Here is a 12,319-nt window from a genome sequence, read left to right on the forward strand (position 1 = left end):
GGGCTATGAATGCAATAACGGATAACAAACCCGCGACGGTGCCAACCAAAAGTCGCCGACGCATGCCCACCGAGCTGAGCATCTTCCTGGTGCTGATCGGCATCGGCCTGGTGTTTGAAGTGTTCGGCTGGATCGTGCGTGACCAGAGCTTCCTGATGAACTCCCAGCGATTGGTGCTGATGATCCTGCAAGTGTCGATCATCGGCCTGCTCGCCATCGGTGTGACCCAGGTGATCATTACCACCGGTATCGACCTGTCCTCGGGCTCTGTATTGGCGTTGTCGGCGATGATCGCTGCCAGTTTGGCGCAAACCTCTGATTTTTCCCGAGCCGTGTTTCCCAGCCTGACCGATTTGCCAGTGTGGATTCCGGTGGCGATGGGGCTTGGCGTCGGGCTGCTGGCAGGGGCGATCAACGGCAGCATCATCGCCGTCACCGGTATCCCACCCTTTATTGCCACCCTCGGTATGATGGTCTCGGCCCGTGGCCTGGCGCGTTACTACACCGAAGGCCAACCGGTGAGCATGCTCTCGGATTCGTACACGGCCATCGGCCATGGCGCGATGCCGGTGATCATCTTCCTGGTGGTGGCCGTGATCTTCCATATCGCCCTGCGCTACACCAAGTACGGCAAATACACCTACGCCATCGGCGGCAACATGCAGGCGGCGCGTACGTCGGGGATCAACGTCAAGCGCCACTTGATCATCGTCTACAGCATCGCCGGCTTGCTGGCTGGTCTGGCCGGTGTGGTCGCTTCGGCACGTGCTGCAACCGGGCAGGCCGGCATGGGCATGTCTTATGAGCTGGATGCGATTGCGGCTGCGGTGATCGGCGGCACCAGCCTGGCGGGCGGGGTAGGGCGCATCACGGGGACTGTGATCGGCGCACTGATTCTGGGGGTGATGGCCAGCGGGTTTACGTTTGTCGGGGTGGATGCGTACATTCAGGACATCATCAAGGGCCTGATCATTGTGGTGGCAGTGGTGATCGACCAGTACCGCAACAAGCGCAAACTCAAACGCTGAGATCGTCTTACGACCAACACAAATCAAGTGCGGGAGCTGGCTTGCCTGCGATTGCATCAACTCGGTAGCCCTGACGGACCGAGTCGCCTGGATCGCGGGCAAGCCCGACGCCCACACTTGCATCTTTATCAGGCAGTTCTAACCGTTTGTCTTCTATATAGCTCCACAACACTGAATTTCTTGCTATAAACGCACTCCGATAACCATTCGCCGAGCCCGTCCTGGTGCTTTTGGGGGTTATCTCGGAAAAATTGCCTGTCTTTTCAGTTGCTGTGCCCTCAAGTCGGCCTTAGACTGCCGCCCCTCGTAAATTGAGTGCCGGGTGGCGCTTGAAATGGACGGCGCCCTTCCGAGACCTGCAGAGGTCGGCCGGAACGCTCCCTTATTCGCCTTAATGCACGTATTTTTTATAGAGAAATCAATGACAAAGGAAAAGTTGCTGGCCATGCCGGCGGATGACTACATGAATGCCGAACAGCACGCTTTTTTCGAGAAGTTGCTGCAAGACATGAAAGTGGAGCACCACGAGCGCATCGAACAGAACCGTATCGCCATTGAAAGCCTGGACACTCCGGCCGACCCTGCCGACGCCGCTTCCGTTGAAGAAGAGCGCACCTGGCTGGTGAACGCCATCGACCGCGACCAGCGCATGTTGCCGCAGCTTGAGCGTGCACTGGAACGCATCAAGGAAGATTCCTTTGGCTGGTGCGATGACAGCGGCGAGCCTATCGGCCTCAAGCGCTTGCTGATCAGCCCTACCACCAAGTACTGCATCGAAGCGCAAGAGCGCCACGAGCAGATCGACAAGCACCAGCGCCAAGCCTGATGTGGTGAAGCTGGGGGATCGCTGAGCGGTCCCCCAGGGAAAGACTCGTTACACCCCCGTCTATTGATCTGTTGCAAACCACCCCACTAAAGGCCCATGGATAATGGCCCGATAGTGGCGTTTAATGCAGCGACAATAACGATAAGCAGTGGGGTGACGAAGATGGCTGGAGACGGATCTCTGACGGGCGCAGCAGTGGCACCGCAATCGGTGGTGCGCGGGTTGCCCGCCTGGTTGACGCAGCTTACGCAGAGCATCGCCCTGGTGCTGATACTGTTGGGCCTGGCATTTGCCATCCTGCCGTTGTACCTCTGCCTGCCACTGGCCGTGCTGGTGATCTGGCTGCCTCGCCTGACAAGTCGCACGCCCGTTGTTGCGTCTTGCGACGCCGTCGATGCGATTGGCGAGTTGACTCGCGACCTGTCCTATACCACCAGCCATAACGCACTGTCCGCTGCCGGCGTGGCCTATTCGGTCAAGCAACTGGCGGCTCGCTTGCAGTCTCAGTTGAGTGCAGCCAAGCAGATTGTCAGCAGTGCCGAGGTGATGATTGGCACCGAAAAGGTCACCTCCCAACTCAGCCGCGAGGCCCTGGGGGCAGCCAGCCAGGCCCATCAACGCAGCACCGAAGGCCGCGAAGTACTGGCCCAATCGATCAGCCGCATGCACCAGCTCAGCCAGCGCGCCGATGCCAGTCGTGAACTGATCGAAGCCTTGAGCCAGCGCAGTGAGGAAATCCAGCGGGTGACCCTGGTGATCCAGTCCATCGCCAGCCAGACCAACCTGTTGGCACTCAATGCAGCGATTGAGGCGGCGCGAGCCGGTGAGCATGGTCGGGGGTTTGCAGTCGTGGCGGATGAGGTGCGCGGGCTGGCGGGCCGTACGGCCACAGCCACTGATGAGGTTGGGGTGATGGTGGCCGATATCCAGCAACGCACCGCTCAGGTGGTGGAGCAGATTCGCCAGCTCTCGGCAGACTTGCACACGGGCGTGGAGCAAGTGGAGCGCGCCGGTGAGCAACTGCATAGCATCGCCAGCCTGGCGGCGGATGTCGAAGGCCAGGTGAATGAAATTGCCCAGGGCACCGACACCAACCGCACCCAGCTCGACAGCCTGTTCCATGCTGTGGAACAAATGCGCAGCGACCTGGCCGTCAGCGACCAGCAAACCCGCCAACTGGCCGACGCCGCCGTGCAGATGGAAGGCCAGGCCGAAACCATCAGTGAGCGCTTGGCGGAAGTTGGCCTGGATGACTATCACCAGCGTATCTACGACTTGGCCCGTGAAGGCGCCAGCCGAATTGCCGCGCAATTCGAGGCCGACGTGCTACAGAACCGCATCAGCCTGGATGACCTGTTCGACCGCAGCTATACGCCGATTGCCAATACCAGCCCAAGCAAGTACCACACCCGGTTTGACGGCTATACCGACCAGGTGTTGCCGGCGATCCAGGAAGATCTGCTGCCGAGGCATGAAGGGTTGGTGTTCGCCATTGCCTGCACGCCCCAGGGTTACGTGCCGACGCACAACAAGGCGTTTTCCCAGGCGTTGACCGGCGATGTGCAGGTGGATGCTGTGCAGAACCGCACCAAGCGCAAGTTTGAAGACCGCACCGGGATCCGCTGTGGCAGCCATCAACAGGCGGTTTTGTTGCAGACCTACACCCGCGATACCGGTGAGCTGATGCACGACCTGTCGGTGCCGATCGTCGTCAAGGGCCGGCATTGGGGTGGTTTGCGCCTGGGCTATAAACCCGAGGCTGTAAGGCGTTGACGTGAATTGGGCTTTTCCGGAATGGGCATAGCTATCGACACATATTGTAGTGAGCGGGCTTGCCCCGCGCTGGGTGGCGAAGCCGCCCCAATAAAGACATCGCCGAGTTCCAGATAGAACTAGGTCGCTTGGTTTGGGGCGGCTTCGCCACCCAGCGCGGGGCAAGCCCGCTCACTACAGGGAGATTTTTCAGCCTTTGAACGTTGTGTAGATATCTACCGTCAGTGCGGTTGATGCAGGCGTTGGTTCAGTTCGTCCACCGCGATCGCCCATTCGGCGTCTTCGCGCAGCTCTTCCTTGAGAAAACTTGCCTGTTGTGCGGACCAGAAAGGCGCATCGATCAACTTCACGTCGTCAGGCAAAGGGTGCGCGGCGATAAAGGCGTCGATAGCGTCCGGGGTTGAATCCAGGCCCAATTGGTCAAATAGGGTTTCAAGGGTAGGGATTGGCGCGTCCATATCGTTCTCCATGCAGGGTGGTCGTTATGCATGGGAGGGTTGTGACGCAGTAGAGTTCTATCGGATTGTCAGGAATTCAGGGCGCCGGAATCTACGGCGGTTTTTAACGCTTTGGCGGCGTCCTTTGCTGCGATGGCGGCGGCGTCGACGGTTTTGAACCAGCGGTCTTTTTCAACCTGGTGGGTGGTGACAGTGGTCAGCGGTGGCTTGGCCCGCATGATGATCACGGCTTGGAACTCACCGTCTACTTCCCTTGCGTCGCCATGGATAAAAAATTCGCCGATATCAAATTCCGTCACGTAGAGCCTTCCCTTGGAGATAACTGCACTGGAGAAACCTGGCCCGGGTGGACACAAACTTCAGTGGACGGGCCAGTATGGCAGTTGTTGCGGGTCGGCGGCGCAGTTAAGTTAGCGGGCTGACGAAACGATTGCTCCGTGGGGCCGCTTGTAACATGGCTTCAAGTTTCTTGGCCAGTTCGCAGGCCTTGACATGGTCGCTGCGAAAGCCTTTGATTCGACCGCTGAGCACTTCGCGGATATGGAAAAAGTTTCGGCCGGCAGGTACGACTTGGTAAAGAATCGAATCCGAGTACCCTTCAAAGCCGTTCAAGCGGTAGTATTGAGCTTCGTCCTGACAGGATGGACGGGTGTGCGAAGACATCGCGTTGTAGGCTGATCGTTGCATGGCCTGCTCCTTTCGATCGATCCGGATGACTTGATTGCAGTGTTGTAGGTGGTTTTGATCGGTGTTGCTGTTTTAGTATTGTCGTCGGCGGCCAGCGCCCGGTTCCATGGCAGTGTGTTTATTTGTGTTTGTGTGTCGGAAAACTGCATTTTTAATTGGGTTATTCTCTGAAGTTGGTCGGGCCGTATTCTCGGGCCGTTGAACCTGTGATCTCCTGTGGTGCCTGATGACCTTGCACAAGGTCCATCACGTACGTCTGTACTAGTCTTGTGACGCGACAGTGGGATCTTCTTCAGTTTTTTTCAAAGAATGAGTGATGTGATCGTGCCGTGATGGCCGTTTTTTTGTGCTGCCCGCTCTGGCGGACAGCGCTCTTTTCGATGTGGGGGCGTTTCCTTGGCAGTCAGTAATCTGGATATGCACGCGTTGTTCGTGCTGGGTGATTTGCGCGCAAAGTTGGTCAAGCAGTTTCAATCCCGTTTCGTTTACATCACCGAGCAGACGCCGGAAGGTATCTACATCGCCGAAATCGACACCGAGGCGGCGATGGTGGTGGACGACAAACCTCGCCTGGAACTCAAAGTCGGCGATCACTTCCGCGCGGCGGTATTGCCCAGTCGCGAGGGTGGCAAGTTCGAATTGAAGTTCCGCGACATCAAGTTGACCGTCTATGGCTTGGGCGACTACGCCTTCGTGTCCTCGGCCGAAGGCCAGGGCATCGTGTTCAAGGAAGGCCACAGCGTGATGCTGGTGTTTGCCGCCAATGAGCAACTGCAGGATGGCCTGACCAAAACCCTCAAGGCCGTGACCGGCAAGGCTGCCAAGTGGCGCAAGGGCGAGCTGGTCACGTTCAAGGCCAGCGAATAATCAGCAAAAAAACGCGAACACCCGTTATCTCCCGGAACCTCTACTACAGTTGAGTTGACTTAATTGTTCAGAGGCTTCGCGCATACGCAGCAAAGCCTTCCGCTATTGGTTGCGATATCGCGAGGTGCCTGAGGCATGAAAGGATTGAGAACGCTGTTGGCTGCGTCCCTGGCGACCCTAGGGCTGTCAATGGCCGCATTGCCGGTGCGCGCCGCTGAGGCGCCGATACATTTTGCCGACCTGAACTGGGAAAGCGGCAGCCTGATCACCGAAGTGCTGCGGGTTATTGTCGAGAAGGGCTACGACTTGCCCACCGACACCTTGCCCGGCACTACCATCACCTTGGAAACCGCGCTGGCCAAGAACGACATCCAAGTGATCGGCGAAGAATGGGCCGGCCGCAGCCCGGTGTGGGTCAAGGCGGAGGCCGAAGGCAAGGTGGTGGGTCTTGGGGACACGGTCAAAGGCGCAACCGAAGGCTGGTGGGTGCCGGAATACGTGATCAAGGGTGATCCCGCCAAAGGCATCAAGCCACTGGCGCCGGACCTCAAGAGCGTAAAGGACCTGGCGCGCTACAAGGATGTGTTCAAGGACCCGGAATCCCCAGGCAAGGGCCGCTTTCTCAACAGCCCTATCGGCTGGACCTCGGAAGTGGTCAACAAACAGAAGCTCAAGGCCTACGGTCTGGATGACAGCTACGTGAACTTCCGCAGCGGCTCAGGCGCGGCACTGGATGCCGAGATTGCCTCGTCGATCCGCCGGGGCAAGCCGGTGCTGTTCTACTACTGGTCGCCGACGCCGTTGATGGGGCGCTACAAGTTGATCCAACTGGAGGAACCGCCGTTCGATGCCGAGGCCTGGAAGACCCTGACGGATGCGGATAATCCTGATCCGAAGCCCACGCGCTCGTTGGCGTCCAAGTTGAGTATCGGGGTGTCTACGCCGTTCCAGAAGGCCCATCCGCAGATTGCGCAGTTCTTTGAGAAAGTTGAGTTTCCGATCGAGCCGCTGAATAAGGCCTTGGCGACCATGAGTGAAAATCACACAGCGCCACGGGATGTGGCCCAGGCGTTTCTCAAGGAACATCCGCAAGTGTGGAAGGCTTGGTTGACCGAGGATGTGGCGGAGAAGGTTGAGGCGAGCCTGAAATAAACACCGGTCTCACTGCCAAGTGAGCTCAAAATGTGGGAGCTGGCTTGCCTGCGATAGCGCTGTATCAGTCAAGGATTCATCAACTGACACACCGCTATCGCAGGCAAGCCAGCTCCCACATTGGTGTGTATTCCAAAGTCAGAACCGGGTCTGTACTGCCAGCTCGAAGGTCCTCGGCGCCCCCAGATAGTACGCCGGCGACACATGGGCGAACTCGGCATACACCTCGTTCGTCAAGTTGCGCACCCGGCCCGTGACCGAGGTATGCGAGTCCACCTTATAGCGCAGGAACGTCCCGAACAGCGTATAGGCCGGCACCGTTTGCGTATTGGCATTATCCGCATACACCTCAGCCACATACCGCGCATCCACACCACCTTGCCAATCCTCGGCAAAATCATAAGTCAGCCACAGGTTACCCACGCGCGTGGGTACGTTGGTCGGCGTGTTGCCCTTGCGCGAGACCACCGCGCCACTGGCAATTTTCTCATTGAAATCCTCGTACTCGGCGTCGACCCAGGCGAAGTTGCCCTCCGCCAGCAGACTTGGCGTGATGCGCAATGAGCTGGCCAACTCGATGCCCCTGGATGACTGCGCGCCGACCGGGATGCTGCTGGTGGGATCCTGCGGATCGGTCACGGCAAAATCCTTGCGCTCGATCTTGTAGGCGGCCACGGTGGCCGAGCCACGGCCGTCCAGATAGTCGAACTTGCTGCCCACTTCCCACTGTTTACCCGTCGAGACATCAAACACTTGTGTGGTGGTGCTTGGCTGCTCGGCGGCGGTGCTGTATTGCACGTACACATTGGCCGATGGGATGAATTGATAGGTCAGGCCTACGCGGCCGGTCACCGGTTCCCAACTGCGTTTGAAGTGCCGAGGGTTGGTGGCCGTGACCACGCGGTGGTTGGTGACATCCAGGTCGATGGCGTCGTAACGCAGGCCGGTCAACAGCGACAATTTGTCGGTGAGGCCCAGGCGATTCTCCACGAACAGCGCCTTGGTGGTGACTTCATTGGTCTTGTCGTTACCGAAGCTCTCCCGGGTTCGCGGGATGTCGTAGAAGTGCCCAGGGTTGAAGGTATTCGGATCCACCGCACTGTTACCCGGCACATTCCACGGCGTGCTCGTGGTGCTGTTGACCTTGTACTCGAAGCCGCCGGACCAAGTGGTCGACAGGCCGTAAAGGCTGTCATCGTGACGCAGCTCGAACTGGTTGCCGTTCTGTTCGCCCTGATGGCGTACCTGGTAAGCCGTCGAGCGGTTCACCGCGCTGTTGTTGGCGTTGTACTGGTAGGTTTCCAGGTTGCGGTAATCGCGTTGGCTGTCCAAGTGGTACAGGGTGTTTTTCAGGGTGGTGCTGTCGTTGATGCGGTAGTCGATGATCGAGCGCGCCCAGAGCGTGCGCTGCTCGTAGCGGCCGTCGGCGACGTTGTAGTTGTTGAACCGGTTGTGCTTGTCGATCTTCAGCTCGCCGGCCTTGGGGTTGAGCACCGGCGTGCCCCAGTAGGGGCTGTCTTCATGCTCATCCTGGTATTCCAGTGCCAGGGTATGAGACAGGTTGGGCGTGAGGTCGCTGAGCAGGGAAAACGCCAGGCTCCAGGCCTCGCGCTGGTCGCGGTCGATGTAGCTGTGATTGGTGTTGCGGCTCACATCCAGGCGCGCGTAGTGCTGCACCTCGGCGCCGGGTTCGGTCAGGGCGTGATTGACGCCGAACGCCATACCGGCGGTGTCATAGCTGCCGTAGGTGAGCTGGCCTTCGGCCGCCTGTTCCTCACGGGTGGCCAGCTTGGTCACGTAATTGAGCGAACCGCCCACGGAGCCTGCGCCGTTGATCAGGGAGGAGGGGCCGCCGACCAGTTCCACCCGATCATAGATCCAGGCATCCACAGGCCGGGCCAGGCCTGTGGCGACGTTGATCCCGTTGAACATCTGGGTGATCTGGCTGCTGGTAAAACCCCGATAGGAGACAAACCCGCCAAAGCCCGGTGGGGCGCTGGCGTTGACGCCGGGCAGGCTGTTGGCCGCATCGCGGAAAGTCTTGGCGCCGTGGCGCTCGATGTCACTGCGCTTAGCGATGGCCACCGACGCCGGGGTTTCCCGTACGCTCAATCCCAACCGCGACGCCACGCCGCTGGGTTGGTCCAGGGCCAGGCCGGGCTCGGCGGTTTGTTCGCCATCAATGGTCGTCGGGGCCAACTCAAGGGCCCAGGCGCAGACAGGCAGGCAGCCGAACAGGCCCGCCAACAGGGGTAGATGTTTCATGGTTGAATCCTGAAAAACTTGGCTTGAAAACAACGCGCAGCCGCCTGTATTTCCTTGCGGAAACGGCGGTCAGTGCAGATCAGAAAGCGAAGGGATCAGGCGAAAGCAGGCGGCGCGCGCGGATGAGCCGTGGGCCAGGTGAAGTGGGTAGGGATGTCAGCAGCCAGGACAATAGCTGGCGGTGGCGCATGGGGCTGGGGCAACACCGCTACATTCAGGCTGGAACTCAGCGCCGGGCCCATACCGCCAGTGGAGCACAGCGGGCAGCCAAACGCCTTTGACAGTGTGGGCAGGTTTTCTTCGGTGGAGTTGGACGGCTTGGGCGCCTGGGTGCGCGGGTCCACTGTACAGAACTGACCGCCGATGCCATTGAGCTGCATCCCGACCATCTGCCCATGACCGATACTGCAGGCGAACACATTGAACAGGACGCAGCAATAGAGCATCCAGGCAATGAGCGAGCGGTCGGCACGGGCAAGTTTCATGGGGCGGCACTTTACCATCAGCCGCCGACGAAATGCCTGCAGAAAATCTCAGGGGGGCTATCCTGATGCGGACCTTTTCAGGGAGAGCCAGTCATGAGCTTTGTAGTCGCACGATGGATTGTCGGCGTTTTTACATTCATCAGCATGGTGCATCTGTACTGGGCTGCCGGCGGCAAACTCGGCTTCTTAGCCGCCATCCCCCAACTGCCCGGAGAATTCGCCAGCGGACCCAAGCCAGCGTTCAAGCCCTCGGCGCTCGCCACGTTTCTGGTCGCATTGGGATTGGTGGGGATTGCGCTGATGGTGTGCCTGCGGGCGGGGTTGTACTTTTCGGCGGTGTCCCATGGGGCGTTGCAGTGGGGGATCAGTGCGATTGCGTTGGTGATGTTTGCCAGGGCGATTGGGGATTCGGAATTGGTGGGGTTTTTCAAGAAAGTCGGCGGGTCAAGGTTTGCGAGGTTGGATACGTATTTTTATTCGCCGTTGTGTTTGGTGTTGGGGGTGGGGTTGTTGGTGGTGGCGTGGGGGTGAGGGGGGTTAAATATTTGTTGGGTATAGGACGATTCTGGTTGCCCGCACGTCAACGTAACCAGATTTTTGAGTGATTGGTCGGTCGAGTTCAACAAGAACTATAGAGTCGCCAAGTTGTAATGCAGCACATTCTTCGTCCGCGACTTGAGTCAATTCGGCTGTTATTTGAGTGATACCCTTTATCTCGATGATCTGCGGGGTTGTATCGGAGGACGGAGTAATGCTTCGCCCCCAAGAAAAGATTTCATCCAGATCGAACTCTACGTCGTGTTCATCGCCGATTTTGGGAGTGATCCCGGCCCATAGAGCGGCGCCACTACCGATAGATGATTGGAACCTGACGAGTAAAGTGTCCGTAGTAGAAAGTATTTCGGTAATTCGTATCTTCATTTCACTTCTTCGGTAGTGGGACTCTAACAACAGTGTTGTCCACATTCATGGTGTTGGTTTTAAGCTCAAGAGTCCATGTCTCCTCATGGTAGTGATGTTTGCTTGGTTTGCTGTTCATTTCGTGCGCGCCATAGCGAATACTTCTTTTTGCGTCACTAGAAACTATCCTGTCGCGATCAGGTTTTCCAGTTCGCGGGTTGGTGTTCGTGTGGGGACGTGGCCCTAGAAATTCATCCCACTTTCGGGTGGTTTCTTCCGGTTTAACTGGTTTGTTGGCATAGGTTTCTTTGTGATATCCCATTTCAGGCGGGATATTTGAGGTGGTGGGGGGGAGTGGCTCCCCATAATTAGCTTTTGCCTCCGTTTCTGGTTCTTCAGCTTCGGTCGTCGGTTTGCACTTTTTGCCACCTGGACAAGAGTTCAAGCCTAGCGGATCTACCCAACCTGTCGGGTTGGGTACGTACTGGTATGCATTGATCCCACCCGCCAGCTTCACCGGGTCAGGTGTCAGGTAGCGACCAAGATCCGGATTGTAGTAGCGATGGCGGTTGTAGTGCAGCCCGCTTTCCGAGTCGAAGTATTGGCCTTGGAAGCGCAGCGGGTTGTCGACTTTTCCTATGTCGAGGCGGGTGATTTCGCCGTAGGCGCGGTAGTGCGCGGACCAGACGATTTTGCCTCCCGGGGCGGTGAGTTCCTGTGGGGTGCCGAGGTGGTCTAGTTGGTAGTGGTAGGGCTTGGTTTCTTTTGGACCGAAGCCTTCTAGTAGGGTCAGCGGACGAAAGCTGTCCGGTTCATAGAGGTAGCTGCGGTGCCGATCCGCGTGGTGTTCGGCGATGAGTTTGTCGCCTTGCCAGAAGAATTCGGTAGTTTTGCCGTCAACGGTTTTGCTGATGCGGCGGCCAAACGGGTCGTGGCCGAAGCGTTCCTGCTCGCCTTGGGAGTGATCGGCTCGGGTCAGGCGGGCGAGGGGATCGTAGTGGTAGTGGTGTTCGCCTTTGCGGGTGTCGAGGAGGCGGGTGAGGTTGCCGGATTTGTCGTAGTCGTATTGGCGTTGGTAAAGGTAGTGTTCCTGTTGGGTGACGGCGTGGGCGTGCAGGCGTTGCTGATCGTCATAGTGGTAGTGGCTGATCAGTTGGCCTTGTTGGCGTTGCTGTTCCTGGTCGGCTTTGAACAGGTGCGAGGTGAGGGTTTCACCGTTCAAGTCGACAGTGGCTAGATGGCCGCCTTTATCGTGGTTGAAGGTGAGACGGTTGTTATCCGGCAGGCGCAGGTTTTTCAGCTGACCGCAGGCGTCATAGCCATAGCGCAACGTGCCCCAGCCTTGGTGTTCAGCGGTAAGGCGGTTTTGCGGATCGTATTCGTAGGCCAGCGCCCAGTGGCCGTCGTCGACGCTTAGGAGATTGCCCTGGCGGTCGTAGGCGTAATCGACGATGTTGCCGTCGGGCAGGGTTTTTCTTACGAGTCGTCCGGCGTGATCGCGCTCGTAGCGGGTGACTAGCTGACTGCCATCGTCGCCGTGTTCGGTCTTTTCCTGAAGGTTGCCGTTCAGGTCATAAACGTAAGCGGTGCGCTGGCCGTCAAAACCAGTTTCTTGTTGGATCAGGCCGTTGCTGTGATACTGGAACCGGTAGGTTTCGCCGACTTCGTTTTCGATCTCGGTCAGCAACAAACGAACGTTGTCGTAACGGTATTTGACCTGGGTGCCATCGGCGTTGATGCGGCGGCTGATCAGGTGCAAGCCGTCGGCATATTCGTAACGGGTGACGTGCCCCAGTTCATCGCGTTCGGAGGTGATTTTTCCGTAAGCGTTGTAGGTATATTTACGCGTGTCACCACTCGGCAAGACGATTTGGACTA

At 58.2% G+C, this 12,319-nt stretch carries 13 protein-coding genes; 6 read left to right on the forward strand and 7 right to left on the reverse strand.

Features of this window, described 5'->3' with window-relative positions; translation table 11 throughout:
- Positions 1-5: 5 nt before the first annotated feature.
- From BFP95_RS06280 to BFP95_RS06290, 3 genes are all read left to right on the forward strand, one after another.
- Complete coding sequence (locus tag BFP95_RS06280; RefSeq protein WP_049708715.1) at positions 6-1,028, forward strand: ABC transporter permease; 1,023 nt, start codon at positions 6-8, stop codon at positions 1,026-1,028.
- Positions 1,029-1,449: 421 nt separating this feature from the next.
- Entirely contained in the window at positions 1,450-1,854 is a 405-nt protein-coding gene (locus BFP95_RS06285; RefSeq protein ID WP_003191666.1) for a TraR/DksA family transcriptional regulator, read from the forward strand.
- A 546-nt stretch (positions 1,855-2,400) separates the two neighbouring features.
- Positions 2,401-3,627, forward strand: a complete 1,227-nt coding sequence (locus tag BFP95_RS06290; protein WP_371913951.1) for a methyl-accepting chemotaxis protein — start codon at positions 2,401-2,403, stop codon at positions 3,625-3,627.
- Between the two features lie 221 nt (positions 3,628-3,848).
- On the opposite strand, the gene BFP95_RS06295 is transcribed toward BFP95_RS06290, so the two are convergent.
- The 3 genes from BFP95_RS06295 to BFP95_RS06305 form a co-directional block, all read right to left on the reverse strand.
- Positions 3,849-4,085: a DUF2789 domain-containing protein gene (locus BFP95_RS06295; RefSeq protein WP_049708713.1), complete on the reverse strand. Its 237-nt coding sequence runs from the start codon at positions 4,083-4,085 to the stop codon at positions 3,849-3,851.
- Between the two features lie 68 nt (positions 4,086-4,153).
- The gene (locus tag BFP95_RS06300) at positions 4,154-4,384 is read right to left on the reverse strand and encodes a hypothetical protein (protein WP_065876103.1); all 231 of its coding nucleotides are present in this window, start codon (positions 4,382-4,384) and stop codon (positions 4,154-4,156) included.
- A gap of 106 nt (positions 4,385-4,490) precedes the next feature.
- Positions 4,491-4,772, reverse strand: a complete 282-nt coding sequence (locus tag BFP95_RS06305; protein WP_065876104.1) for a hypothetical protein — start codon at positions 4,770-4,772, stop codon at positions 4,491-4,493.
- A gap of 417 nt (positions 4,773-5,189) precedes the next feature.
- Here BFP95_RS06305 and BFP95_RS06310 point away from each other — a divergent pair, with 417 nt between their 5' ends.
- Both BFP95_RS06310 and BFP95_RS06315 read left to right on the forward strand, forming a co-directional pair.
- Complete coding sequence (locus BFP95_RS06310; RefSeq protein ID WP_065881688.1) at positions 5,190-5,639, forward strand: hypothetical protein; 450 nt, start codon at positions 5,190-5,192, stop codon at positions 5,637-5,639.
- Positions 5,640-5,774: 135 nt separating this feature from the next.
- Positions 5,775-6,791, forward strand: coding sequence for an ABC transporter substrate-binding protein (locus BFP95_RS06315; RefSeq protein ID WP_065876105.1), 1,017 nt, complete (start codon positions 5,775-5,777; stop codon positions 6,789-6,791).
- Positions 6,792-6,929: 138 nt separating this feature from the next.
- Here BFP95_RS06315 and BFP95_RS06320 read toward each other — a convergent pair whose 3' ends face one another.
- Together BFP95_RS06320 and BFP95_RS06325 are read right to left on the reverse strand one after the other, a co-directional pair.
- Positions 6,930-9,056 carry a TonB-dependent receptor gene (locus BFP95_RS06320; RefSeq protein ID WP_065909623.1) on the reverse strand — a complete coding sequence of 709 codons (2,127 nt, stop codon included), beginning with the start codon at positions 9,054-9,056 and terminating at the stop codon, positions 6,930-6,932.
- A gap of 95 nt (positions 9,057-9,151) precedes the next feature.
- Positions 9,152-9,541 (reverse strand): DUF2946 domain-containing protein, encoded by a 390-nt coding sequence (locus BFP95_RS06325; protein ID WP_065876107.1) that lies wholly within the window; start codon positions 9,539-9,541, stop codon positions 9,152-9,154.
- A gap of 93 nt (positions 9,542-9,634) precedes the next feature.
- On the opposite strand from BFP95_RS06325, the gene BFP95_RS06330 reads away from it, so the two are divergent.
- Entirely contained in the window at positions 9,635-10,072 is a 438-nt protein-coding gene (locus BFP95_RS06330) for a DUF3995 domain-containing protein (RefSeq protein ID WP_065881684.1), read from the forward strand.
- A 6-nt stretch (positions 10,073-10,078) separates the two neighbouring features.
- Here the strand turns inward: BFP95_RS06330 and BFP95_RS06335 are convergent, their stop codons facing one another.
- Both BFP95_RS06335 and BFP95_RS06340 read right to left on the reverse strand, forming a co-directional pair.
- Positions 10,079-10,462, reverse strand: coding sequence for a hypothetical protein (locus BFP95_RS06335; protein ID WP_065881683.1), 384 nt, complete (start codon positions 10,460-10,462; stop codon positions 10,079-10,081).
- A gap of 1 nt (position 10,463) precedes the next feature.
- Positions 10,464-12,319 (reverse strand): RHS repeat domain-containing protein (locus BFP95_RS06340; RefSeq protein WP_139115298.1); only part of this gene is annotated, 1,856 nt, incomplete at its 5' end.

The sequence above is a fragment of the Pseudomonas sp. 58 R 12 genome, from assembly GCF_900005865.1.
In the GTDB taxonomy this organism is placed as follows: domain Bacteria; phylum Pseudomonadota; class Gammaproteobacteria; order Pseudomonadales; family Pseudomonadaceae; genus Aquipseudomonas; species Aquipseudomonas tritici.